Raw genomic sequence first — 24,339 nt, 5'->3', positions numbered from 1 at the left:
CCGAGTTGCCAGAACAGGTGCCGCCGGCGTCGGTGGTGCTGGTGTCGGGCGGGTCCCGTGGGCTGGGCCTGGCCATCGTCCGTGACCTGCTGGAGCAGGGTGCCGCGGTCGGGGTGTTCGCCCGTACGGTCACCAGCGAGCTCGAGGTGCTGGCGAAGGAGTGGCCGGGGCAGCTGCTCACCGGCTCCGTCGACGTCACCGACCCGGACGCGGTCGCCGGGTTCGTGCGTGCCGTGGAGGACGCGTACGGCCCGGTCGACGGCCTGGTCAACAACGCCGCCGTCGGCCAGGACTCGCTGCACGTACACACCGCGCCGGACGCGGTGGAGCGCATCGTGGCGACCAACCTGACCGCGCCGCTGCTGCTCACCAGGCAGGTCGTCCGCCGGCTGCTGGCGAAGGGCGGCCGCGGCCGGGTGGTGAACGTGACGTCGATCTGCGCGCAGCGCGGCTTCCCCGGACTGGTGACGTACTCGGCGACCAAGGGCGGCCTGGAGGCGGCCACCAGGGCGCTCGCGCGCGAGCTGCGCGGGCGGATGCTGGTGAACTGCGTGGCGCCTGGCTTCTTCGCGTCCGAGATGTCCGCCGTGCTCGGGCAGACGCAGCTCGACCAGATCGTCCGCCGTACCCCCACCGGCCACCTCACCGAGCCGGCCGAGGTCGTGCCGCTGGTGCGGATGCTGCTGTTCGAGCACACGAACGTGCACGGCCAGGTGCTCACCACCGACGGCGGGGCCGGCAGCTGACCGACGCCGGGCAAGATGGTCGGATGGATGCGCTGCTGTTCGACCTGTTCGGCACGCTCGTGCCGGTCGCGCCGGCGTTGAGCTGGCCGGAGCAGATGCGGTTGCTGGCCGAGCCGTTGGGCATGCCGACGGACGAGTTCGCCGCCGGCTACGGCGCGCTCACCCGCGACCGGATGACCGGTGCGTGCACCGTCACGGAGTCGATCAGGCAGATCTGCGCGAGCGCGTGCGTGGCCGTCGACGAGACGCAGCTGGCGGCGGCCGTCGCTGCGCGCGAGGAGATGCTGCGGAAGTGGCTGGTGCCGCGGCCGGCGACGCTGCCTGCGCTCGACCGGCTCCGCGCGGCCGGCGTGCCGCTCGCGTTGGTCAGCGATGCCTCGTCCGACGCGGCGCAGCTGTGGCCGGACACCCCGATGGCGCCTACTTCCGTACCGCCGTGCTGTCCGCGTCGATGGGCACGCAGAAGCCGGACGCCAGGATGTACCTCACCGCCTGCGACGGCCTCGGCGTCGCGCCCGAGCGGTGCCTGTACGTTGGTGACGGCAACAGCAACGAGCTGACCGGTGCGACGGCGGTCGGCCTGCGTGCCGTGTACCTGGACGCCGAACGCCCGCTGCGGCCGGCCGCCGACTACGAGGGCGCGTCCTGGACGGGGGAGCGCGTCACGTCGCTCGCGGAGATCCCGCCGCTGCTCGGCCACTGAGCCGGCGGGTGGTCACTCCACGAAGACGCTCTGCCCGGGGACGGTGCGGTCGTCGCCCGGCTCGATGACGGCGATGACCGGGCCGCCGCAGTCCCTGCGCGGGTGCACGAAAACCCGCCCGTCGGTGTCGTTGTCGAGCTGGAAGGCGCGGCCGGCGCCGTTCTTGCAGCCGGCGGGGTCCGCGTACGGGATGTTGCCGATGTACAGCGTCCCGCTCGCCGCGTGCGCAGTGCCGCCGCAGAAGCCGGCGAGCACGGCCGCAACGGCAGGGACGGCCAGGAGCCTGGTGACGCGCCGCATGGTGGTCCTCCGTAGGAGAAGCAGGGTGCCCAGCAACTATAACTCAAAGTAGCTGAGCGGGCGCGTTTCGTTATTACCGGTTGAGCTGGTCGAGAAGCAGCCGGTGGATGCGGGCCTCGCTGGTCAGCTCCGGGTGGAACGCCACCGCGAGCGCCGTGCCTGTACGCACCGCCACCGGGTGCCCGTCGACCTCGGCGAGCACCTCGACGTCCGGGCCGTACGAGGCGACCCAGGGCGCCCGGATGAAGACCGCGCGCACCCGGCCGTCGACGCCGGTGACGTCCAGGTCGGCCTCGAACGAGCGCACCTGGCGGCCGAACGCGTTGCGCTCGGCGACCATGTCGAGCACGCCGAGGTGCTTCTGGTCGAGCATGATCAGGCCGGCACAGGTGCCGAGCACCGGCTTGCTCGCCGCCAGCTCGCGGATCGGGTCGCCCAGCCCCTCCCGCTCGATGCCGAGCGTCATGGTGGTGGACTCGCCGCCGGGGATCACCAGGGCGTCGATGCCGTCCAGGTCCGCGGGCACCCGTACCTCGCGGGACGCCGCGCCGAGCGTCCGCAGGATCGCCGCGTGCGCGGCGAAGTCGCCCTGCAGCGCGAGCACGCCGACGGTCCGGCCCATGGCGGCGGCCGTCACCAGCCGCGGCCCGCGAGCAGCTGCTCGTCGGTGAGCTTCGCCGACTCCAGGCTGGTCATCGCCGTGCCGAGGCCGCGCGACGCCTTCGCCACCCTGGCCGGGTCGGCGTAGTGCGTGGTCGCCTCCACGATCGCGTTCGCCCGCCGCTGCGGGTCCTCCGACTTGAAGATGCCGGAGCCGACGAACACGCCCTCCGCGCCGAGCTGCATCATCAGCGCCGCGTCCGCCGGGGTGGCGATGCCGCCTGCGCAGAACAGCACGACCGGCAGCTTGCCGTTCTCCGCCACGTCCCGCACCAGGTCGAACGGCGCCTGGTGCTCCTTCGCCGCGGTCGCGAGCTCGGCGGTGTCCAGCGCCGCGAGCTTGCGGATCTGGCCGGTGATCATGCGCATGTGGCGTACCGCCTCGACGATGTCACCGGTGCCCGCTTCGCCCTTGGACCGGATCATCGCCGCGCCCTCGCCGATGCGGCGCAGCGCCTCGCCCAGGTTGGTCGCACCGCACACGAACGGCACGTTGAACGCCCACTTGTCGACGTGGTTGGCCTCGTCGGCCGGCGTGAGCACCTCGGACTCGTCGATGTAGTCGACTTCCAGGGCCTCGAGCACCTGCGCCTCGGCGAAGTGGCCGATACGTGCCTTCGCCATCACGGGGATCGTGACGGCCGCCTTGATGCCCTCGATCATCTCCGGATCGGACATCCTGGCCACGCCGCCGTCGCGCCGGATGTCGGCGGGCACCCGCTCGAGCGCCATCACGGCGCATGCGCCCGCCTGCTCGGCGATCTTCGCCTGCTCCGGGGTGACGACGTCCATGATGACGCCGCCCTTCAGCATCTCCGCCAGCCCGGACTTGACCCTGAACGTCGCTTCGTCTCGCATGCCTTCAGGCTAAGCCGCCAGGTGGCCTGCTCTTCCGGTCAACTGGCCTGCCGCCAGGCCGCGCGCACCGCATGCAGCGCTGCCGGGGCGTCCGAGTACCGCTGGTGCAGGTCGCGGCAGCTCCGTCTCCAGCTCGGCCGCGACCTGCGTACGGGACGCGCCACGGGCGAGCAGGTCGATGTCCTCCGACAGCCGTCCCTCCGGCAGGTAGGCCCTGGCCAGTGCCGTACCGCCGAAGAACACCACCCAGTCGGCGAGCCGCCGGCCGAGGGCTGCGAGCAGGTGCGAGATCAGGTGGTCGCGTTCGACCTGGGGCTCGGCCACGCCGAACCGGGCTGCGACCGCTGCGGCTTCGCCCGGGTCAAGCATCGAGGAACCTCACCAGGGTGCCGCACCGGCGCTGCGCGACGGCCAGGTCGTGCAGCAGGTCCTCGTCCGCGCGGGGGAGCAGCGCGCGGGCGGCGGCGACCGCCTCGTCGGGGACGGCGCCGAGCGCGGGCCTGGCGATCAGGTCGAGCGCCGTCTGCTCGACCGTGGTCACCCAGCCGGTGCCGAGGTCGAAGCTGTGCCGCTGTACGTCGAGATCCGCCACCTTTCTGCGTACGAACAGCACCGTGGCAGCACGGTCGACCAGCCGTAAGGTGCGACGGTGCCGTAGTGCCGCGACGACGGCGACGCCGACGGCGCGGGGGAGCGCGCCGTGCAGCCGGGCGGCACTGACGCCCATGACGGCCACCGTGTCGGCACCCTCATCGGCGGCGGCCATCCCCAGCCCGGCGGCCTCCAGGCTGGGCTGCCACGGTTGCCCGACGCTCGCCTCGGGCACGACGGCGTAGTAGCCGGTCGCGAGCTTGTGCAACACGCCGCTACGGGTCAGCCGCGCGATCTCCGGCCGCGGGTGGGCGTACACCGCCCCGGCGTCCGCCGGCCGGATCACCCGCAGCGGCCGCCGCAACAGCTCGGCAGGCACTCCTCCCGGAACCCGCGCCATCAGTGTCACCTTCGTAGGCCTCAACCCTACGATTGTGCCACTAGCTACCCGTTCAGGGCGAGCACGGCCGTCAGTCGGCGACGGTCAGGGTGACGCCGGCCTCGGCCAGTTGGTCGCGCAGTTCCTCGGGTGGGTCGCGGTCGGTGACCACTGTGCTGAGCTGTTCCAGCTCGCACAGCCGCACCGGGGCGGAGGTGGCGAACTTCGTGTGGTCGGCGAGCAGTACCACCTCGTCCGCGGCTGCCATCAGGGCGAGCTTCGTCGGGCGCTCGGTGTCCGCCGCCACGTAGACGCCGCGGCCGTCGACTGCCGCGGCGCCGAGGAAGAACAGCCGCACCCGTACGTGCGTCGCCGCGTCTACGGTCATCGGGCCGACGAACGCCTCGCTGGCGCGCAGCAGGTCGCCGCCGAGACCGACGACGCGTGCGTCCGGCCGGCTCGCGGTGAGCCGGTGGATGACCGGCACCGAGTGGGTGACCACGCACCCGGTGAAGTCGCTCGGTAGCGCGTCCGCGAGCGCGCAGGTGGTCGTGCCAGCGTCGACGGCGACGCTGTCGGTGAGCGCGACCAGCCCGACGGCGCGTTCGGCGATGCGCTGCTTCGCCGCGGTGTTCACGCCGGCGCGGTTGTCGAAACCGGTGTGCTGCAGCGAGCCCTCGGGCAGGCTCACGCCGCCGCGCACCACGCGGGCCTCGCCGACCTCGGCGAGTTTCTGCAGGTCGCGTCTGATGGTCATGTCGGAGACGCCCAGCGAGCGGGCGAGGTCGGTGATCGAGGCGAAGCCGGATGAGTGCAACGCGGTCAGGATCGACCGACGGCGCGCCGTCGCGCCGTCGAGAGGACCCAGCTGCTCGACCATGCGTCAGAGTCTAAACAAGAAATGTTGACTTCTGAACATACGTGTTACATCCTGCACAGGACGTCCATGGTCACACCTCCGCGCATCGCTCGCTCGGTAGCTGTCGTGGAGACGAACCGGCCCAAGGAGGTGCCAGTCGTGCCCGCAGTGCCGCACACCCGCGCACGGGTCGTCGTCATCGCCACCGCGCGGCCGACGTTCGCCGTCGACGAGGCCGCGAAGCGGGCGGACCAGGCGCGCACGCTGTTGGCCGACCTCGGCGCCGACGTCCACGGGCCGAGCGATCTGGTGATGACCGCGGACGACGTGGAGCAGGCGGCCGGCCACCTGGACGGCCAGACCGACCTGGTCGTCAACGTCTGTGCCTCGTTCTCCGACGCGTCCCCCGCACTGCGCCTCTACGTGGACACGCGCGCGCCCGTACTGCTGTGGGCGTTCCGCGAGCCCGGCCCGGTCGGCGACCGGCTGTGGCTGAACTCGCTGTGCGGCGCGAACCTCTTCGGCCACGCGGTCGTGCAGTCCGGTGGCAGCGTCCGGCTGCTCTACGGCGACCCGGGTGAGCCTGCGGTCGAGCAGGTGCTGCGCGACGCGCTCGCCGGCCAGCTGCCCACCGTACCGCCGCTGCCGACGACGAGAGGCGTGCGCGCGGCGGAGCGCACAGCGCACCAGGCGCTCGACCGGCTGCGCGGCCGACGGATCGGTGCGCTCGGCGACGCACCCGCGGGTTTCACGCCGTGCGACTACGACGCGGACCTGGTGCGGGACCTGTTCGGCGTCGAGGTCGAGCGGCTCGACCTCGACGACGCGTTCACCCGTACCGAGGCGGTCGACCCGGACGACCGCGACGCCGAGCGCTCCGCGGCATGCGACGCGCGGCCGAGCCTGCGGGAGCTGGACGCCGACGAGGTGACGAACGCGGCTGCGGTGACCACCGCGTTGCGTACCTGGACGAGCGACGACCGGCTGGACGCGCTGGCCGTGCGCTGCTGGCCGGAGTTCCCCACCGAGCTGGGTGTGTGCCCGTGCTCGTCGCTGTCCCGCCTCGCCGACGAGGGCACGGTGACGGCGTGCGAGCGCGACGTCTACGGCGCCCTCACCATGCTGTTGCTCGAGGCCGCGGGCGCAGGTACGACCTACCTGGTCGACACCGTCGACCTGGATGCCGACCGCAACGTGATCCGCGCCTGGCACTGCGGCTCCGCGGCGACCGCGCTCGCGGCCGACCCGGCGAACGCCACACAGTACGTGCACTGCAACAGGCGGATCGGGGTGGCGGGGAACTTCCCGCTGCGTACCGGGGACGTCGTGCTGGCCAGGCTCACCGACGATCCAGAGCACCCTGGCGGGCTGCGCCTGCTGCTCGCGTCCGGGGAGTCGGTGCCGGAGCCGAACCGGTTCCAGGGCAACACTGCCGCCGTCCGTCTCGACACCGAGGCGGAGCCGTTCGTGCACGGGTTGGTCACCGGCGGCTTCCCGCATCACACGGTGCTGGCGTGGACCGACGTGCGGCCACAGCTGCGCACCATCGCGGATCTTCGGGGGATCCCTGTCGTCGAGTGGTGAACCCAGAAGTCAAAGTCGAGGAGTGGACATGCCATACGATTCGCTGACCCGTCGCCGGTTGCTGCAGGCGTTCGGCGCGTTGGCCGCGGGCGCGACGGTCGCCGGGTGCGCAGGCCCAGGGAGCAGCAGCAACGACAAGCCGTCGGGCATCGACACCACAGGCCCCGTCGAAGGTGACCTCTCCTTCGCGCACTGGCGGGCTGAGGACAAGAAGGCGTTCGCCGACATCATCGATGCCTTCACCAAGGCCAACTCGAAGGTCTCCGTACGCCAGGACATCTCGCCGTCGTACGACTACCAGTCGAAGGCGCTGCAGCAGATCCGCGGCGGCAACGTCGGTGACGTCTTCGTCGCGTTCCGCGGCGCGCAGTTCGTCGACATGGTCGGGGCCGGGCTGTACGCCGATCTGTCGAAGCAGCCGTGGGCGGAGAACTACGACCAGGAACTCGCGGCGCCCGGCAAGCACGACGGCGAGCTGCTCGGCTTCCCTTACCAGTACGTCTTCAACATGCCGGTCTACAACGTGAACCTGTTGCAGAAGGCCGGCTACGAGGAACCACCGACCGACTGGGACGGCTTCCTCGCCATGTGCCGCAAGCTCAAGGCGCAGGGCGTCACCCCGATCGCCTGGCCGGGTGGCGAGCCGGGCAACGCGGGGCACCTGCTCAACTCCATGGTGATGAACAACGCCCCGAGCGACGACATGTTCGCCAAGATGGAAGCCGGTGACTACAAGGCCACCGACGACTGGTACGTCCACACCCTCGAGCAGTACGCGCAGCTGCGGCCGTACTTCCAGAAGAACGCCACCGGCACCCAGGTCGAGCCCGCCGAGCAGATGTTCGTGGACGAGAAGGCGGCGATGCTCGCGACCGGCTCGTTCCATATCATCGCCCTGCGGGCTGTCGGGGCCAAGTTCCCGATGGACTGCCTCGCTCCCATCACCGTCGCGGAGAAGGATGCGAAGTACCAGGGGATCCACAACGCGACGTTCATCCTCGGGGTGAACACGAAGTCGGACAACACCCCGGCCGCGGTGAAGTTCCTCGAGTATCTGTCGGACCCGAAGGTCGCGGTCAAGTACGCCGACGCCACCGTCCAGCACTCGACGATCAAGGGCGTCGAGTACACGAACAAGGACCTCAAGGCGCTCGAGCCGTGGCTGGAGAAGAAGACGATGCTGGCGCCCCGCTTCCAGTTCGTCGACCTCGACATCGCCGCTGCCGTGGAGAACGCGGCGATCGAGGTCGTCGGCGGCAAGGACCCGGAGAAGGCCGCGCAGGCCGCAGAGAAGATCGCCGACCAGAGGCGGAAGTGAGCAAGACGGACACCCGGCCAGCTGCGCCGCCGGAGCCGGAGCGGCGGGGCAGCTCCTGGCCCGCCCGGCTGCTGGGGCACCGCGGTGCGCACGTGCATCCTGGGCTCTACCTGTTCCCCGTACCCGCGCTCGTGCTGTACGTGGTGTTCTTCGCCATCCCCACGGTGCAGGCGGTGCAGTACGCAGTCACCGACTGGGACGGCATCAGCGCCGACTACAACACGGTGGGGGCGGACAACTTCAGTCGGCTGGTGACGAACGACGACCTGTTCTCGTCGGCGCTGGTCAACAACCTGAAGTTCATGCTGGTCGTCGTCGTGCTGCAGACGCTGCTCGCGCTGCTGCTCGCGCTGTACCTGGTGAAGACCACCAGGGCCTCGTCGCTGCTGCGCGCGCTGTACTTCTTCCCCACCATCCTCTCGAGCGTGTCGGTCGCGTTCGTGTGGAAGTTCATCTACGACCCGAACTTCGGCCTGATCAACCAGACGCTGAGCGTGATCGGGCTGGACGCCTGGCACGGTGCGTTCCTCGGTGACCCGGCAAAGGCCATCTACTTCGTCGCGCTGACCCAGGTGTGGTTCCACGCGGGCCAGATGATGGTGGTCTACGTGGCGGGCCTGCAGCAGGTGCCGAAGGAGCTGTACGAGTCTGCGCTCGTCGACGGCGCCGGCCGGTGGCAGCAGTTCAGGTACGTCACCTGGCCGATGATCGCGCCCGCCACGGCGATCGTGCTCGCGTACACCACGATCCAGTCGTTCAAGGCGTTCGACCTGATCCTCGGCCTCGGCGGCAACCCGCCGAAGCGGTCGCTGGACATCCTGTCGACGCGCATCTACACGACGTTCACCAACTCCGAGTTCGGCTACGCCGCCGCCCAGTCGATCCTGTTCGTCATCATCATCGCCCTGGTTACCTGGCTGCAGCGGCGCACCGTACGGCTGACGCAGGCAGGGATGTGACGCCGATGGGTTACCAACTCGGTCGCCGCGCCGTACTCCTGGTGTACGCGCTGCTCATCATCGTGCCGTTGATCGTCGTGTTCACCGGCACCTTCAAGACCCAGGGCGAGCTGTTCAACTCCCCGTTCGGCCTGCCCGAGTCGTTCAGCCCGAAGAACTACGTCACCGTGCTGACCCAGGAGAACCTCGGCCGTGCGTTGCTTAACAGCACGATCGTGACCGCCTGCTCGGTCACGCTGACGCTGTTCCTCGCGAGCCTCGCCGCGTACGGTGTCGCGCGCATCCCCGGCTGGCCGGGACGTCTCGTCTACGGTTTCGTGGTGCTCGGCATGGCGGTGCCCGTGCAGGCGAACATGATCCCGCAGTACGTGCTGTTCGACTCGCTCGGCCTGCTGAACAGCCGGATCGGCCTGGTTCTCATCAACATCGTGATGACACTGCCGATCGCGATGTTCATCCTCGCCGGGTTCATGCGTACGCTGCCCCGCGAGCTGTACGAGGCGACGTCGGTCGACGGCGCGGGGCCGTGGCGGGTCTACCGCTCGGTCGTGCTGCCGTTGTCGCGCCCGTCGCTCGCGGCCACCGCGATCTTCCTGTTCGTCATCCACTGGAACGACCTGCTGTACCCGCTGCTGTTCGTACAGGAGCCGAGCAAGAAGACGCTGCCGGTCGCCCTGCTGGACTTCACCGGCGAGTTCCTCACCAACTACCCGCTGCTGTTCACCGGCGTGATGGTGGCTTCGCTGCCGATCGTCGTGGCGTACGTCTTCCTGCAGCGCTACTTCGTGGCCGGTATGACGGCGGGAGCCGTCAAGGGATGAGCTCGTCGGAACGGTTGGCGCGGGCGCGCCGGTACGGGTTCCGCGCTGCCGCCGTGCCACCCGCGGCGTACGTGGCGAAGCCGGGCAGCCACGACGACGGCCCGGAGCACGGCCTGTTCCACGGCCCGGTCGGCGGGCCGGCGTTCTCCCGTGACCTGACCGGCAGGTTCAGCCGCTGGCACCTGCAGCCGGGGATGCACACGATCGCGGACGTGGACGCGGCGTTCCTCGCCGTCCGCTGGCTCACGCCGGACGGACCGCGGTTCGCGCGGCTGCGCCGCGACGAGGCGACCAGCCACGAGGTGGCTGCACTGCACCCGATGAACCACGAGGTGTTCACGTTCGACGACGCGCCGTTCCGGGTGCTGCTGACCACGTACACGCCTGCTGTGCCAGGCGACGAGGAGCTGGCCGGGCTGCCCGTGGTGGTCTTCGACGTGCACGTCGAGCCGATCGAGAGCGCCACCCTGCCGGCGGTGGACGTGCTGGCCTGCTGGCCGAACCTGAACGGCTGGCGGGCGTCCCTGGTGACCACGGACGCGCGTGGTGACGCGAGCTGGCCGGGTCAGCACCATGCCGGCAACGTGAACCGGCCGGCGGCGGGCGCCGGCGTCGTGCAGTCGCGTGAGCGGGTGGCGGACGAGCCGCAGGACGTGTGCGGCGACGTCGCACTCGTAGCCGGCGGCACGGCCGGCGACTACACCAGGCAGGTGCAGTTCCTGCTGCACCCGCTGGAGACCGGAGTGCCGGACGCGGAGCAGCTCTACACCCTCGACGCCGTGGTGGCCGCGTTCGCCGAGACCGGCCGGCTCGGCGTGACCCCGGACGACAGCTGGCAGGCGCACTGGCACGAACCGATCGGCAGCGCGGTGGCCGCGCACGCAGAGGCGGGCCGGCCCCACCTGCTGGCCAGGTTCGCCGTCGCGTTCGACTGGCCGACGGTGAAGTTCGGCGCCGGACGCCCCTGGCGACGCGGCGCGGCCGCGCAGCCGGCGAGCGACGTCGCCGCGCGGGCACTCGCCGAGGCGGACGACTGGCTGGGCCGACTGGACGCCTGGCACACCGCCGCACTCGGCGAGCTGGCTGGTTGGTCCGACGAGGTCGCCGGCTGTGTCGTCAACGAGCTCAACCTGGTCACGTCGCTGGGCACCGCCTGGGTACGCGATGCGCAGGCCGAGCACTTCGGCGTGCTGGAGGGCTTCGACGACGGCTATTTCTACTACGACACCGCCGACCTCTGGCACTACGCGTTCCCTGCGCTCGCGCTGACCTGGCCGCGGCTGGCTGACCTGGTCTTCGCCGACCTCGGCCGCACCCTCGACGCGGCGGTCGAGACCAGGCGCCCGGTCTACCGTCCCGCGCAGCCGCGGCAGGTCCTCGTCGCGGACCGGATGCCGCACGACCTCGGCTGCGCCGCCGAAGACCCGTTCGTCCGGGTGAACGGGTACGTGATGCGCGACGACCCGAACACCTGGCGCGACCTGAACCCGGCGTACGTGCTCGCCACCCTCGCGCACCACAGGCTCACCGGCCGCCGGCCGGACGACACGACCTGGCAGCGGCTGCGGACCGCGGCGGCGGCCGTGGCCGGCGACGACGCGGTGCCGAGGCACGACGAGTTCGGCGACAGCACCTGGGACAACCTCGGGCTGCGCGGCCACTCCACGTACGTGGCGTCGCTGTACGCCGGGCTGTGGGCGGTGCTCGGCGACCACGAGCGGCTGCGGGCTGCGCAGGACGTGCTCGGCGAGCTGTGGAACGGCACGCACTTCCGCGCCGCGTCCGAGGGTAAGTACACCGAGGCGGTCATGCCGGACTCGCTGATGGGCGTCTTCTACGCGGACGTCTGCGGCGCGGGCGACGTGCTGCCGAGGGAGCGGATCGCGAACCACCTGCGCACCGCGTACGAGTACGCGTTCGCCGGCTATCGCGGCGGCACCGTCGGCCCGCTGCTCGTCGCCGAGGAGCAGCTGCGCAGGTACGAACGCGACGGCGGCCAGGAGCTGCAGGTCAACGAGGTGCTGCTCGGCTCGGGCTGGCTGTTCACCGCGATGCTCGCGCACTACGGCCTGCGCGACGAGGCCGCGGCCGTGGCCGGGGCGCTGCGCAACACGCTGTACGGCGGCACCGGGCTGCAGTTCCGTACGCCTGCGGCGGTCGACGGCGAGGGCAGGTTCCGTGCCCCACTGAACATGCGGCCACTCGCGGCGTGGTGGCTGCTCGCGGTCACGAAGGGATCCGCATGAGCCACCTGCTGCGCGAGGTCACCGAGGTACACACGACGACGGACGGGCTCGTACTCGGCGTGCGCGCCGTGCCGTGTGCCCAGCTGCCAGGCGGCCCCGGCTACCTCACCGGTGAGCCGCCGCAGGTGCAGGGGATCGAGACCACGCTGCCGAACCTGCCGCCCGAGCTGGACCTGCCGACCGGCGACGAGCGGGCGTACGAGATCCGGGTGCGGTGGGCCGCGCCCGGCACCGTACGGCTCACCATCGCCCCGCCGGACGCCTGGCCGCACGCCGACGACGGCACCAGGCTCGGCATCGTCACAGACGCGGCGCCGCAGCCGTCCGACGTGACCGTCGAGGAGCGCGACGGCTGGGTCGAGGCGGCAAGCGCGCAGCTACGGGTGCGGGTGCGCAGGCAGTCGCTGGCCGTCGAGGTGGTCGACGTTGCGACCGGCGAGGTGCTGCTGCGCACGGCCGACCGGCTGCGCCAGGTGGCCGGCTTCCCGATGGCGCCCGCCGTGCTCGCCACCGACGACGACGCCACCACCGTGCACTTCGAGCTGGCCGCCGACGAGGACGCGTACGGCACCGGCACCGGGATGGCGTACAAGCCGGTGCCGGTGTGGCACTCCACCCGCGGCTACCTGGGCTTCCTTAACACCGGCGCGCAGGTCGTCGCCGACGTCGGTCATTCCAGGCCGAGCGTGCTCGCGCTGACCGTGCCGGACACCGCCGTCGACCTGTACGTTGTCGCGGCGGCGACCCCGAAGGAGCGGCTGTCCGCGTACACGGCGCTGACCGGCCGCGGCCCGGTGCCGCCGCTGTGGGCGTACGGCGGCTGGCTCGGCCGCTGCCGGTACCACTCGCGCGCCGAGCTGGAGGAGGTCGGCCAGGGGCTGCGCAAGCACCAGGTGCCGTGCGACGTCATCCACCTGGACCCGGACTGGCTGGTGCTCGACCGGCTCAACACCGACTTCGTCTGGAACACCGAGCGGTTCGGCAACCGCCGCGAGCTGGTCGAGGCGCTCGACGCGCTCGGCCTGCGGCTGTCGGTGTGGGAGCTGCCGTACCTCGACCCCAGGTCGCACAGGTACGCGGAGGCCGAGCGGCTCGGCTACCTGGTGACCGACGCGGACGGCGAGCCGGCGCGCGTGACGAAGACGCTCACCCCGGACGGCCTGCCCAGGGGACTCGTCGACTTCACCAACCCGGCCGCACGCGAGTGGTGGCAGTCGATGCACGAGGCCTTCCTCGACGACGGCGTCGCGGTGTTCAAGACCGACTTCGGCGAGGGCCTGCCCGACGATGCCGTGTCGTACGACGGCACGCCGCCGAACCACGCCCACAACCTCTACCCGCTGCGCTACAACGGCGCGGTCAGCGAGGTCATCGGCCGCCATACCGGCCGCTCGCCGTTGGTGTTCGGCCGCAGCGGCTGGGCCGGCTCGCAGCGGTACCCCGGCCAGTGGGGCGGCGACGCCGAGTCCACGGTGGCCGGCATGCAGGCGTCGCTGCGTGGCGGCCTGTCTTACGCGCTGTCCGCGCCAGGGGTGTGGAGCCACGACGTCGGCGGGTTCTACGGACCGGAGCTCACCCCGGAGCTGTTCGTACGGTGGACGCAGTTCGGCGCGCTGTCGCCGATGATGCGGGCACACGGCCTGCGGCCGCGCGAACCGTGGGCGTTCGGCGACGAGGCGCTGGCGATCGTCCGAGACTGGATCAGGCTGCGGTACGCGCTGCTGCCGTACCTGTGGCAGGTGGCGCACGAGTCCGCCGCGGGCGGCTGGCCGATGCTGCGGCCGCTCGGCCTGGAGTTCCCCGACGACCCGGTCGCCGTACGCACCGACGACGCCTTCCTGCTCGGCGCCGACCTGCTCGCCGCGCCGATCTTCGACGACCGGCCGGGGACCGTACAGCGTCGGTTCTACCTGCCGGCCGGCACCTGGCGCGACTGGTTCACCGGCGAGACGTTCACCGGGCCGGGCTTCCACACCGTCGAGGTGTCGCTCGAGCGAATGCCGGTACTTGTACGAACCGGCGCGGTGATCCCCGTGGTCGAGGTCGACGACGGGGTGCGGCGCACGGACGACCTGATCGGCCGGCCGTGGCAGCTGTGTGTGCACGATGCGGAGCCGGTCGCGCGTGAGCTGGTCGGCTTCGACGGCTCCGTGACGTCGGTGCAGGTGGCAGGCGGGCAGGTGACCGCGGCCGGCAGCCAGCCGATCGCCGCGGCCGTTCAGCCGTGGTAGATCTCGTTGCGCAGTAGCTGCAGCCTGGCCAGCCAGCGCACATCGTCGACCCGGCAGACCGACGCGGTCGTGGTCGGCCGGCCGGTCGGCGTGATCTTGTACGTGGGCACCTGCTCGGGGATGCAGTCGAACCCGGTCGCCTGCTTCGGCGGGCTGAGCGGTTTCGCGTAGAGCAGTCGGTACGCGTCGAGCGTCCTGGGCTCCAGCTCGCCGCGCCGTACGGGCGCGTCGGAGCGGTCCACCATGACCCGTCCCGCCGGGGTGACCCGCGCGGTCGCCTCGATGTCGTCGAGCAGCCAGTACTTCACCCGCAGGCCGCGGAAGGCGGGGACGTCGGCAGCCAGCGGGCGCAGCCGGTCGCGGGAGGTCAGCGAGCGGATCTCGTCGAACAGCGGCGCCGGGCCGCCGGTGCCGCACTCGTACCTGGACACCGTCAGCCGCCGCACCTGCAGTGTGTACGTGAAGCCGTCCGCGCAGTTCGGGTCCTCGCGGTTGCCCTCGTCGCCGAAGAGCGCGTTGCCTTCTGCATCGACCTGCACCGTGTGCCGGACGCCGGCGACGCCGCCGGTCGTGGTCAGCGTGTAGCCGGGGAACGGGCCCGGTCGCGGCTCCTCAGGCGGCTCCCGGACGAGGAGCGTGGCGGTCACAACAGCGGCCACCATGAGGCAGCCAGCTACCCCGAGCCACGGCCAACGCCGCCCGAATGGTGCCCATCCGGTTACCATGGCACAGCGGCCATGGCAGAGTGTTGGCGTGAGTGCTTCCACTTCAGCTAGTAACCAAGGTCCCAAGTTCCGCGAGACCCTCGACAAGCTCGCCGCCTACGTACCGGGCAAACCCGCGGTCGCCCCGGACGGCAAGGCGTACAAGCTGTCCAGCAACGAGACACCGCTGACCCCGTTGCCGAGCGTGCGCGACGCGATCGCGGCGGCGGCCGGGGACGGCAACCGTTACCCGGACAACGGCTCCGTGGAGCTGGTCGGCCGGATCGCGCAGCGCTTCGAGGTGCCGGAGAGCCACGTCGCCGTCGGGTGCGGCTCGGTCGGCGTGATGGAACAGCTGATGCTCGCCGCCGCCGGGCCTGGCGACGAGGTGGTCTACGCGTGGCGGTCGTTCGAGGCCTACCCGATCCTCGTGCAGCTGACGGGTGCGACGAGCGTGCAGGTGCCGCTGGACGGCGAGACCCATGACCTGGACGCCATGGCGGAGGCGATCACCGACCGCACGCGCCTGATCTTCGTGTGCAACCCGAACAACCCGACAGGCACCGTGGTGCGGCGGGAGGCGCTTGTCGAGTTCCTCGACTACGTGCCCCAGGACTGCCTGGTCGTACTCGACGAGGCGTACCGCGAGTTCGTCACCGACGACCTTGTGCCCGACGGCCTCACGCTGTATGGGGAGCGGCCGAACGTGGCGGTGCTGCGTACGTTCTCCAAGGCGTACGGGCTGGCCGGTCTGCGGGTCGGTTTCGCGGTCGCGCACGAGCCGGTCGCGGAGGCGGCGCGCAAGACCATGCTGCCGTTCACCGTCTCCTCGGTGGCGCAGGCCGCGGCGATCGCGTCGCTCGACGCTGAGGACCAGCTGCTCGCCCGGGTGCGCGAGATCGTCGGGGAGCGCCAGCGGGTACGCGACGCGCTGCTCTCGTACGGCTACCAGGTGGTGGAGTCGCAGGCGAACTTCGTCTGGCTGCGGCTGGGTACGCGTACCCCGGAGTTCGCGGAGGCGTGCGCTGCGCAGGGGGTGGCCGTGCGGCCGTTCGGCACCGAGGGCGTCCGGGTGAGCGTGGCCGAGCGCGCCGCCGGCGACCGGTTCCTCGGCGTGGCCAGGGCGTTCAAGGCGAACTAGCCCGTACGGCAGCGGCCGCGCTGACTGGTTGCGGCCGGTCGCGGCGCAGCACGAGGAAGATGCCGCAGCCGAACACCAAGGTGCCCATCACGGCCAGCAGGATGCGGTAGTCGACGATCGCGACGAACACCGCGCCGAGGCCGATGGACAACGTCTGCGGGCCGCCGAGCAGCACCTCGGCCGAGGTCGCGACCCGGCCGATCAGCTGCTGCGGCGTCTCCCGCTGCATCAGCGTGTAGAACGCGACTAGCAGCCATGGAATGCTGGCGCCGGCGATCACCGCACCGACGAGCACAAGCGGCTCGTTCGCGAACACCAGCAGCAGGTCGCCGATCGCGAACAGCATGAACCCGAACGCCGCGGTCAGCTGCTCGCCGCGGCGCCTGACGACGGCGGCCGCGGTGGTGCCCGGAGCACGGCGCCGACGCCCTGCGCGGTCATCAGTACGCCGAAGTACGCCGGTGGCCGGTGCAGCGCATCGATCACAGCGAAGATCACCGTCTCGCTGAACCCGATCACCAGCAGCGCCGTGCTCGTGGTGAGCACCAGCCGGCGGAGCCGGACGGAACCGAACAGGTGCCTGGCACCGGCGGCCACCTCCATGAGCAGCTTGTGCTCGGCGGGCGCCGGCTTGGCCGCACGCAGCCGCAGTGCGAGCAGCGTGCCGGCCCCGAGTACGAGCGTCACCATGTCGAGCACGACCACCGCCTGTTCGCCGAACACGGCGAACAGGCCGGCACCGGCGATCGGCACCAGCAGCCGCAGGCCTTCCCGCATCGTCTGGATGACGCCGTTCGCGCTGGCCAGCTGATCCTCGGTGAGCATCGACTTGAGCACACCGTTCACCGCGGCGTCGTTCAGCAGCAGTGCGATGCCGTAGAGGAACGAGACCGCGTAGATGATCCACACCTGGCCGGCGTCCCGGACGAACAGCAGTGGCACGATCGCCACCGCGCAGCTGAGGTTGAGCACCACGAGGAACGGCCGGCGCTTCACCCTGTCGACCACGACGCCGAAGAACGGCGACACGACCGAGGGCGTGACCAGCAGCAGGATGTTCAGCCCGGCGGCCGAGTTGCTGCCGGTGAGGCTCTTCACCCAGATCCCGTTGGCGAGGATCAGCGCGCGGTCGCCGAACATGGTGAGCACCAGCGCCAGCAGGAGCAGCCGGAAGTCACCGCGTTTCAGCAGCTCACGCATCGTCGGGTCCCTCGCCGGCAGCCGGCTCCGTCGGGAACCCGGCGAGGAAGAACGTCACCAGCCGCGCGCCCTCTGGGCGGGAGGCCGGGTCGGCGAGCCGCGGGACGTACGGGCGGAGCAAGTAGATGAGCTGCTCCCGCAGCTGGGTGAGCTCCTCGGGGGTGAGGTAGCTGGCGAGGTCGGAGAGCATCGCGGCGTCCGACCACTCCTTGCCGTAGTCGTCCATCCGGTCGAGGTACGCGTACAGCCGGCTGACGTTGCGTTCGGCGAACGTGCGGGTGAGCAGGTCGGCGGCCGCCCGCAGGTGCGGTGGTGCGCTCGGCCCGCTGGGGAAGTTGGTGCCCTGCGGCACCGCCCGCCAGGGCCGCTGCCGGCCGGTGCCGCCCTCGGCCTCCTCGACGAAGCCGTGCTTGGCGAGCGTGCGCAGGTGGAACGAGCAGTTCGCGGGCGTCTCATCCAGCCGCGCACCGCACTCGGTGGCGGTCAGCGGGCCGTCGACGAGCAGCAGCTCGACCAGCTTCATCCGTACCGGGTGCGCCATCGCGCGCATCACCTGGGCGTCGGTGAGTTCCTTGATCGGCCAGGAGCCGTCGTCGGTGGGCATGTCGAAACGATAGTTTCGAAAGGATTGTTTCGCAAGAGTTCTTTCGACAGGCGTTCGCCCAGGTCAGGGCAGCTCGAGGTAGCCGGTGCGGACGTGCCAGTGCTTGCCGGCGTCCAGGTGGTCGAGCACGGCGCGCTCCAGGGTGGTCCGGCGCGGCAGCTCGGCGAGCGGTTGCCCGTTGTGGCGGAAGACGAACTCGAGCACCGACTCGTCGCCGTCTTGCGGCTCCTCGTCCACCAGCGTCCAGCTGCGCAGGAACTGCACGATGTTCGACGACTCGGGCAGGTGGTCCGCCAGCTGCGGGTCGAGCAGCCACGAGGTGCAGACCGCGTACCTGGCGCCGTGCTCGGGGAAGTGGCGGTCGAAGTACGGCCGCGCCCGCTCGACCGACGCCGCGCAGGCAGCCGGCGTCAACGGCCCGCCCAACTCGGGGATGTGCGTACCGAGGACGGGCTGGCCGGGTGCCAGGTAGCGGACGTCGTCGTCGAGGTGCTGCAGGTTGAACTGCAGCCGGCCCAGCCGGTAGATGACGCCGCGCAGGTGCAGGGTCAGCCAGAACTGCTTGTCCATGCCACCGACGCCGAACTGCCTGCGGTGGACGTCGACCAGCTCGCCGAGCTGGTCGAGCGTGCCCCAGCCGACGTCGTCGGGGACGCCGCGCTCGGCGTGGTACCTGCGGGCGGCGGGCACGGTGGCGAGGAACACGTACACGTAGAAGTACCGCGCGACCGGTCCGAGCGCTGCGGGCAGGTGCGGTGGCATGTCCATGGTGGTGCAGTCGCCGAGGTCCCTCACCAGCTTGTGGTGGTGCCTGGCCAGCAACCACCACAGCTCAGGATGGGTGTCCGCGCCCGGCATGGCGTCGACGATCTCCGCCGCGTCGCGGTCCGGCACGGCAAGCCGGCGCAGCAGCTCGAGCGCGTCGTCCGGGGCGGGCAGCGCCACCCCGTCAGGTGGCGGGCCGACCGTGTCCAGCCCGTCCAGCCAGGCGCGGGCGTCGTCGCCGAGCCCGAGCGCGGTCCGGACGGCGGCAGCGCCGAGGGTCATCGTTGCGCTCCGTCGAGCGGGTGGACGAGCAGCATATCCGCAACACCGAACCCCGCGCGCCGGTAGAACGGCACCGAGCGTTCCGACGGGTGCAGCACGATCCGGTCAAGGTGATGCTCGCGGGCGTACGCCACCGCGCCGTCGAGCAGGTCGCCGCCGATGCGCTGCCCGCGATGGGCCGGCCGGACGTAGAGGTTGGCCAGGTACGCCCAGCCGCCCGCCCGGAGGCCGGGGCGCGGCATCCGGTCGAACAGCACCAGGTTGAGCATGCCGACAGGCTGACCTGCCAGCTCGGCCAGCCAGGTCACGCGCCGCTCCGTCTCCCCGGTGAACCACGCCGCGAACCGGCGTTCGAAGTCGTCCTCGTCAGCCGCCCAGCCGTTCTCGGCCGTCCAGTCCCGCCGCAGTGCGGCGAGCGCGGGCACGTCGGCACCGGTCGCCAACCGCACGGTCGCGGCACTTCGGCCGGCGCCGACCGCGTGGGTCACGGGTGATAGCCGCCGCGGCGCAACGCGTCCAGCAGGCGGTCGGACACGGCCTTCGTACGTTCTGGGTCCTGCTCCTCGCCGAGGGTGAAGGTGAAGCTGACCGCCACGACCCTGGTGCTGCTCGTGACCGACTCGATGGCGGCGGCCAGCTCGTCCAGCGACGCGCCGCCGGGCGTGGCGAACCGCATGCCCGGCAGCTCCTTGGGGTCGAGGATGTCCAGGTCGACGTGCAGGTAGACCGAACCGGACGGCAGGATCTGGGGCGCGAGCTCGTCCAGCCGCATCCGGTGCAGCTTCGAGATGTCGAGCAGCTCCTGCTCGGCGTCGTCGACGTCCCGCGGGCCGGCGAGGATCACCCGGTCGTCGGGGATCGCCCGCATCCCGATGTGCATGGCCAGGTCGACCTCGCCGCGCTGGGTGAGCATGGCAAGCGGCATCCCGCCGAGGTAGCCGGTCACCGTGGTCTGGGGAGTGTTGAAGTCGGCGTGCGCGTCGATCCAGACGACGGCGGGGTCGATGCCGCGGCGCTGCAACCCGGCGACCACGGCGAGCGAGACCGCACAGTCACCCGTCCACACCACGGCGTTCTCGGTGCCGAACACGATCTGCGCGATGCTGGTGTAGAGCGGTACGAACGCGTCCCACGTCTCGCCCTGCGGCCGCGGCCCCTTGACCGCCAGCCCGTCGGGCACCGACACCGGGTACGGGTCGATCGGCTCGTTCAGGTGGTAAGGCACGGTGATATGTCCCACCAGAGCACCGTACCCGCGGCAGCCGCGCGCTTGCACGTGCTCGGGTGCCGATTCGGCGATACGTGGACGTCAAAACTGGTCGACGCCGGGTCTGGCCGCGCCCTGCCGCCCGGCGGCCGCGGCGGGCTGCCCTCCTCCCGTCATCACCGCTGCGACCAGCGAGAACACCGGCCTACGCGGCGCCGGGAGAGCTAGCAGGATGTCCTAGTTGGTGGACCGAACGTGTGGGGCGCCGTCGCCGGTTGCGCAGGGGGTGCAACGAAACCGGCATACTCTGGCGAGGAACTGGACGCAGCCACCGGGGAACCGCGTACGATCGGCACCACCGCGCACGGTCGAAGCGGGCGGGCGCGGCCCACGGCAGGACCACGGCGTCCGAAGACCTAGGCGTGCGACCCACGACAGGGCAGTCGGACGGGGGATCCGGCGGCGGTGACCCCGTCCGCCGGCCGAGCAGACGAGGAGACTCGAATGACCGTGGACAGCATGACGGCGTCACCGCGCCAGGGCACGGACTGCGTCCAGCTCCTCACCCCCGAGGGCGAGCGGGTGCGGCCGCCCGGCTACGAAAACGTCGAGTTCAGCGCCGACGAGCTGCGCAACTTCTACCGCGACTTCGTCCTCATCCGCAGGATCGACACCGAGGCCACCGCGCTGCAGCGGCAGGGCGAGCTGGGCATCTGGGCGTCGCTGCTCGGCCAGGAGGCGGCACAGGTCGGCTCCGCACGCGCGCTGCGGCCGGACGACTACGTGTTCCCCACCTACCGCGAGCACGGCGCGGCCTGGTGCCGTGGGATCGACCCGATCCGCCTGCTCGGGCTGTACCGCGGGGTGGACCACGGCGACTGGGACCCGGCCGAGTACAACTTCGGGCTCTACACGATCGTCATCGGCGCCCAGTGCCTGCACGCCGCCGGCTACGCGATGGGCATGATGCGCGACGGCGCCGACGGCGCGGTGCTCGCGTACTTCGGTGACGGCGCGTCCGCCCAGGGTGACGTCAACGAGTCGTTCATCTGGGCCGGGGTCTTCAACGCACCCGTGGTGTTCTTCTGCCAGAACAACCAGTGGGCGATCTCCGTACCGCTGCAGCGCCAGACCCGTACGCCGCTGTACAAGCGGGCCGAGGGCTTCGGCTTCCCCGGGATCCAGGTCGACGGCAACGACGTGCTCGCGGTGCACGAGGTCACCAAGCGGGCGCTGCAGAATGCCAGGGAGGGCAACGGCCCGGCGCTCATCGAGGCGGTCACGTACCGGATGGGCGCGCACACCACCAACGACGACCCGACCCGCTACCGGATCGCCGGCGAGGTCGAGGAGTGGCGGCTGAAGGACCCGATCGAGCGGGTACGCGTCTACCTGGCCCGTAACGGCCTCGTCGACCAGGCGTTCTTCGACTCGATCGAGGAGGAGGCGAACGACCTGGCCGCGACGCTGCGCAAGCAGTGCCTGGCGCTGCCGGACCCGGACCCGATGCGGGTCTTCAGCGAGGTGTACGCGGAGTCGAGCCCGCTGCTCGACGAGGAGCGCGAGCAGTTCGCCAGGTACCTCGCGTCGTTCGAGGGGGGTGCGCAGTGATGACGGCCGTGACCATGGGCAAGGCCATCAACATGGGGCTGCGGCGGGCGCTCGAGGACGCCGCCAAGGTCCTCGTCATGGGCGAGGATGTCGGCAAGCTCGGCGGCGTCTTCCGGGTGACCGACGGCCTGCAGAAGGACTTCGGCGAGGAGCGTGTCATCGACACGCCGCTCGCCGAGTCCGGCATCATCGGCACGGCGGTCGGCCTGGCCATGCGCGGCTACCGGCCGGTGTGCGAGATCCAGTTCGACGGGTTCGTCTTCCCCGGTTTCGACCAGATCGTCAGCCAGGTCGCCAAGCTGCGCTACCGCTCGCAGGGGCGGGTGCCGATGCCGATCGTGATCCGCATCCCGTTCGGCGGCGGCATCGGCGCGGTGGAGCACCACAGCGAGTCGCCGGAGGCGTACTTCGTCCATACGGCCGGCCTGAAGGTCGTGTCGTGCTCGAACCCGGCCGACGCGTACTGGATGATCCAGCAGGCGATCCGCAGCGACGACCCGATCGTCTTCTTCGAGCCGAAGCGCCGCTACCACGACAAGGCGGAGGTGGACGTCGAGGCGAGTCCGGCGCCGCTGCACGACGCGAGGGTGATCCGGCCCGGCCAGCACTGCACGGTGGTCTGTTGGGGCCCGATGGTGCGTACCTCGCTCGACGCGGCGACGGCCGCGGCCGAGGAGGGCACCGAGCTCGAGGTGATCGACCTGCGGTCGCTCTCCCCGATGGACCTCGCGCCGGTCTACGACTCGGTGCAACGTACGGGCCGGCTGGTGGTGGTGAACGAGTCGCCGCGTACCGCCGGGCTGCCCGGCGAGATCGCCACGCTGGTGACCGAGCGCTGCTTCTACCATCTGGAGGCACCGGTGCTGCGGGTCACGGGCTTCGACGCCCCGTACCCGCCGGCGCGGGCGGAGGACTCGTTCCTGCCCGACCTCGACCGGGTGCTGGACGCCGTCGACCGCTCGCTTGCTTACTAGGCGCGAGGAGAGACCGTGGGAGTGAAGCAGTTCAAGCTGCCCGACGTCGGTGAGGGGCTGACGGAGGGGGAGATCCTGCGCTGGCTGGTGCAGCCTGGCGACACCGTCGAGGTCAACCAGAACCTGGTCGAGGTGGAGACCGCGAAGGTCGCCGTCGAGCTGCCGTCGCCGTGGGCGGGCGTGGTCAGTGAGCTGTACGTGGCCGAGGGCACCACCGTGGACGTCGGCGCACCGATCATCGCGATCGACGTAACCGGCGACCAGGACGAGGACGAAGAGACCGAGGCGCCGCTGGTCGGCTACGGCGCCCGCGCGACCTCCGCCCACCGCCGCCCCCGCAAGTCGACGAACGGCTCCGCGCCGGCAGCCGCCCCCGCGCCGGCATCGGGCCAGCCAACACCGGCCGCCGCGCAGCCTCAGTCCGCGCCGGCATCCGGCTCCGGCCCTGCGCCGGCCGGGGCGCAGCCCCGTTCCCCGGCGGCAGCCCAGTCCGCCCCGGCGGCGGTCACGGTGCTTGCCAAGCCGCCGGTGCGGAAGCTGGCGAAGGACCTCGGCGTCGACCTGCGGACGGTGACCCCGACCGGGCCGAACGGCACCGTCAGCCGCGACGACGTGCAGGCCGCCGCGGCGGCACCGGCGCAGCAGCCGACCCAGCCGCCGACCCAGCCGCCCGCGCCCGCGCCGGGCGGCGCCGGCATGCCGGCCACCGTCCCGGCGACCGGGTGGGTGCCCGAGCTGTCGTTCGCGAACGACGCGCGGGAGGCACGCATCCCGGTGCGCGGCGTGCGCAAGTCGACCGCCGCCGCGATGGTGCGCAGCGCGTTCACCGCGCCGCACGTCACTGAGTTCGTGACCATCGACGCGACGAAGACGATGGACCTGGTGGCGCGGCTGAAGACGTTGCCGGAGTTCGCCCACGTCAAGGTGAGCCCGTTGCTGCTGGCGGCGAAGGCCTGCCTGCTCGCGCTCTCACGTACGCCGATCGTCAACTCGTCGTGGGACGAGGAGGCGCAGGAGATCGTCGTGCGCGGCTACGTCAACCTGGGTATCGCCGCGGCCACGCCGCGCGGGTTGATGGTGCCCAACATCCGCGGCGCGGACGCCCTGTCGCTGGTCGGGTTGGCGGGCGAGCTGCAGCAGCTGACCGAGCAGGCCCGAGCCGGCGAGACCGCACCGACCGCGATGGTAGGCGGGACGTTCACCATCACCAACGTCGGGATCTTCGGCGTCGACTCCGGCACCCCGATCCTCAACCCGGGCGAGGCCGGCATCCTCGCCGTGGGCGCGATCAAGGAGCAGCCGTGGGTGCACGACGGTCAGGTCGTGCCGCGGATGGTCACCACCCTGGGGCTCTCGTTCGACCACCGCATCGTCGACGGCGAGCAGGGTTCCAGGTTCCTGCGCGACATCGCCGACTTCCTTGAGGACCCGGAGACGCGGCTGTTCGCCTGGACCTAGCTACTTCGACCTGAAAAATGGTGGGCTGGGGTGACCTGGTTCGTGTTTGGTGGGTTTCTTCGAGCGTGGTCTTCCCGGGTGGCTCTTCACGCGGCCAGTGCACCGATCTTGACCAGGTTGTGGGCGAAGATGCCGTGT

The 24,339-nt window shown here is 71.1% G+C and carries 26 protein-coding genes; 13 read left to right on the top strand and 13 right to left on the bottom strand.

Annotation, left to right across the window (positions count from 1 at the left end):
* Positions 1 to 17: 17 nt before the first annotated feature.
* From GEV07_09195 to GEV07_09185, 3 genes are read left to right on the top strand one after another with little or no spacing between them, the layout of a single operon-like run.
* A complete protein-coding gene (locus GEV07_09195; GenBank protein ID MQA02877.1) occupies positions 18 to 746 on the top strand; it encodes an SDR family NAD(P)-dependent oxidoreductase in 729 nt (242 codons plus the stop codon).
* Positions 747 to 769: 23 nt separating this feature from the next.
* Positions 770 to 1,306 carry a hypothetical protein gene (locus GEV07_09190; protein ID MQA02876.1) on the top strand — a complete coding sequence of 179 codons (537 nt, stop codon included), beginning with the start codon at positions 770 to 772 and terminating at the stop codon, positions 1,304 to 1,306.
* Positions 1,198 to 1,449, top strand: coding sequence for an HAD hydrolase-like protein (locus tag GEV07_09185; GenBank protein ID MQA02875.1), 252 nt, complete (start codon positions 1,198 to 1,200; stop codon positions 1,447 to 1,449). The genes GEV07_09190 and GEV07_09185 overlap by 109 nt, the downstream gene beginning before the upstream one ends.
* Before the next feature lie 12 nt (positions 1,450 to 1,461).
* On the opposite strand, the gene GEV07_09180 is transcribed toward GEV07_09185, so the two are convergent.
* The 6 genes from GEV07_09180 to GEV07_09155 form a co-directional block, all read right to left on the bottom strand.
* Entirely contained in the window at positions 1,462 to 1,749 is a 288-nt protein-coding gene (locus tag GEV07_09180) for a hypothetical protein (protein MQA02874.1), read from the bottom strand.
* A 73-nt stretch (positions 1,750 to 1,822) separates the two neighbouring features.
* Complete coding sequence (gene pdxT, locus GEV07_09175) at positions 1,823 to 2,371, bottom strand: pyridoxal 5'-phosphate synthase glutaminase subunit PdxT (GenBank protein ID MQA02873.1); 549 nt, start codon at positions 2,369 to 2,371, stop codon at positions 1,823 to 1,825.
* An 11-nt stretch (positions 2,372 to 2,382) separates the two neighbouring features.
* Positions 2,383 to 3,267, bottom strand: a complete 885-nt coding sequence (gene pdxS / locus GEV07_09170) for a pyridoxal 5'-phosphate synthase lyase subunit PdxS (GenBank protein MQA02872.1) — start codon at positions 3,265 to 3,267, stop codon at positions 2,383 to 2,385.
* Positions 3,268 to 3,276: 9 nt separating this feature from the next.
* A complete protein-coding gene (locus tag GEV07_09165) occupies positions 3,277 to 3,636 on the bottom strand; it encodes a hypothetical protein (protein ID MQA02871.1) in 360 nt (119 codons plus the stop codon).
* Positions 3,629 to 4,258: a hypothetical protein gene (locus tag GEV07_09160; GenBank protein ID MQA02870.1), complete on the bottom strand. Its 630-nt coding sequence runs from the start codon at positions 4,256 to 4,258 to the stop codon at positions 3,629 to 3,631. Before GEV07_09160 ends, GEV07_09165 begins: the two co-directional genes overlap by 8 nt.
* A gap of 70 nt (positions 4,259 to 4,328) precedes the next feature.
* Positions 4,329 to 5,117, bottom strand: coding sequence for a DeoR family transcriptional regulator (locus GEV07_09155; GenBank protein MQA02869.1), 789 nt, complete (start codon positions 5,115 to 5,117; stop codon positions 4,329 to 4,331).
* Positions 5,118 to 5,264: 147 nt separating this feature from the next.
* Between GEV07_09155 and GEV07_09150 the strand changes: the two genes are divergently transcribed.
* Genes GEV07_09150 through GEV07_09125 form a run of 6 tightly spaced genes read left to right on the top strand, consistent with a single transcriptional unit; the run spans position 5,265 to position 14,255 of the window.
* Positions 5,265 to 6,680, top strand: coding sequence for a hypothetical protein (locus GEV07_09150; GenBank protein ID MQA02868.1), 1,416 nt, complete (start codon positions 5,265 to 5,267; stop codon positions 6,678 to 6,680).
* 28 nt (positions 6,681 to 6,708) lie between these two features.
* Positions 6,709 to 7,998 carry an extracellular solute-binding protein gene (locus GEV07_09145; protein ID MQA02867.1) on the top strand — a complete coding sequence of 430 codons (1,290 nt, stop codon included), beginning with the start codon at positions 6,709 to 6,711 and terminating at the stop codon, positions 7,996 to 7,998.
* On the top strand, positions 7,995 to 8,957 hold the full coding sequence (locus tag GEV07_09140; GenBank protein MQA02866.1) for an ABC transporter permease subunit: 963 nt from the start codon (positions 7,995 to 7,997) through the stop codon (positions 8,955 to 8,957). The genes GEV07_09145 and GEV07_09140 overlap by 4 nt, the downstream gene beginning before the upstream one ends.
* A gap of 5 nt (positions 8,958 to 8,962) precedes the next feature.
* A complete protein-coding gene (locus GEV07_09135; protein MQA02865.1) occupies positions 8,963 to 9,778 on the top strand; it encodes an ABC transporter permease subunit in 816 nt (271 codons plus the stop codon).
* Positions 9,775 to 12,024, top strand: coding sequence for a hypothetical protein (locus GEV07_09130; protein ID MQA02864.1), 2,250 nt, complete (start codon positions 9,775 to 9,777; stop codon positions 12,022 to 12,024). Before GEV07_09135 ends, GEV07_09130 begins: the two co-directional genes overlap by 4 nt.
* On the top strand, positions 12,021 to 14,255 hold the full coding sequence (locus tag GEV07_09125) for an alpha-xylosidase (GenBank protein ID MQA02863.1): 2,235 nt from the start codon (positions 12,021 to 12,023) through the stop codon (positions 14,253 to 14,255). The genes GEV07_09130 and GEV07_09125 overlap by 4 nt, the downstream gene beginning before the upstream one ends.
* Here the strand turns inward: GEV07_09125 and GEV07_09120 are convergent.
* The gene (locus GEV07_09120; GenBank protein ID MQA02862.1) at positions 14,243 to 14,902 is read right to left on the bottom strand and encodes a hypothetical protein; all 660 of its coding nucleotides are present in this window, start codon (positions 14,900 to 14,902) and stop codon (positions 14,243 to 14,245) included. The two genes, GEV07_09125 and GEV07_09120, sit on opposite strands and share 13 nt — an antisense overlap.
* Positions 14,903 to 14,978: 76 nt before the next feature.
* Here GEV07_09120 and hisC point away from each other — a divergent pair, with 76 nt between their 5' ends.
* Positions 14,979 to 16,100, top strand: a complete 1,122-nt coding sequence (gene hisC / locus GEV07_09115) for a histidinol-phosphate transaminase (protein MQA02861.1) — start codon at positions 14,979 to 14,981, stop codon at positions 16,098 to 16,100.
* Here the strand turns inward: hisC and GEV07_09110 are convergent.
* From GEV07_09110 to GEV07_09085, 6 genes are all read right to left on the bottom strand, one after another.
* A complete protein-coding gene (locus tag GEV07_09110) occupies positions 16,087 to 16,446 on the bottom strand; it encodes a hypothetical protein (protein MQA02860.1) in 360 nt (119 codons plus the stop codon). The two genes, hisC and GEV07_09110, sit on opposite strands and share 14 nt — an antisense overlap.
* A 17-nt stretch (positions 16,447 to 16,463) precedes the next feature.
* Positions 16,464 to 17,300 (bottom strand): MFS transporter, encoded by an 837-nt coding sequence (locus tag GEV07_09105; GenBank protein MQA02859.1) that lies wholly within the window; start codon positions 17,298 to 17,300, stop codon positions 16,464 to 16,466.
* Complete coding sequence (locus GEV07_09100; GenBank protein ID MQA02858.1) at positions 17,293 to 17,904, bottom strand: helix-turn-helix domain-containing protein; 612 nt, start codon at positions 17,902 to 17,904, stop codon at positions 17,293 to 17,295. Before GEV07_09100 ends, GEV07_09105 begins: the two co-directional genes overlap by 8 nt.
* Before the next feature lie 63 nt (positions 17,905 to 17,967).
* Positions 17,968 to 18,951, bottom strand: coding sequence for a hypothetical protein (locus GEV07_09095; GenBank protein MQA02857.1), 984 nt, complete (start codon positions 18,949 to 18,951; stop codon positions 17,968 to 17,970).
* Complete coding sequence (locus GEV07_09090) at positions 18,948 to 19,439, bottom strand: GNAT family N-acetyltransferase (GenBank protein MQA02856.1); 492 nt, start codon at positions 19,437 to 19,439, stop codon at positions 18,948 to 18,950. The genes GEV07_09095 and GEV07_09090 overlap by 4 nt, the downstream gene beginning before the upstream one ends.
* Entirely contained in the window at positions 19,436 to 20,251 is an 816-nt protein-coding gene (locus GEV07_09085; protein MQA02855.1) for a hypothetical protein, read from the bottom strand. The genes GEV07_09090 and GEV07_09085 overlap by 4 nt, the downstream gene beginning before the upstream one ends.
* A 411-nt stretch (positions 20,252 to 20,662) precedes the next feature.
* Here GEV07_09085 and pdhA point away from each other — a divergent pair, with 411 nt between their 5' ends.
* Genes pdhA through GEV07_09070 form a run of 3 tightly spaced genes read left to right on the top strand, consistent with a single transcriptional unit; the run spans position 20,663 to position 24,201 of the window.
* Entirely contained in the window at positions 20,663 to 21,769 is a 1,107-nt protein-coding gene (gene pdhA / locus GEV07_09080) for a pyruvate dehydrogenase (acetyl-transferring) E1 component subunit alpha (protein ID MQA02854.1), read from the top strand.
* Positions 21,769 to 22,743, top strand: coding sequence for an alpha-ketoacid dehydrogenase subunit beta (locus GEV07_09075; protein ID MQA02853.1), 975 nt, complete (start codon positions 21,769 to 21,771; stop codon positions 22,741 to 22,743). Before pdhA ends, GEV07_09075 begins: the two co-directional genes overlap by 1 nt.
* Before the next feature lie 15 nt (positions 22,744 to 22,758).
* On the top strand, positions 22,759 to 24,201 hold the full coding sequence (locus tag GEV07_09070; protein ID MQA02852.1) for a 2-oxo acid dehydrogenase subunit E2: 1,443 nt from the start codon (positions 22,759 to 22,761) through the stop codon (positions 24,199 to 24,201).
* Positions 24,202 to 24,339 lie beyond the last annotated feature (138 nt).

Source organism: Streptosporangiales bacterium (assembly GCA_009379825.1).
Classification (GTDB): domain Bacteria; phylum Actinomycetota; class Actinomycetes; order Streptosporangiales; family WHST01; genus WHST01.
The sequence above is the reverse complement of the archived record's forward strand: the minus strand, read 5'-3'. Positions and strand labels throughout refer to the sequence as shown.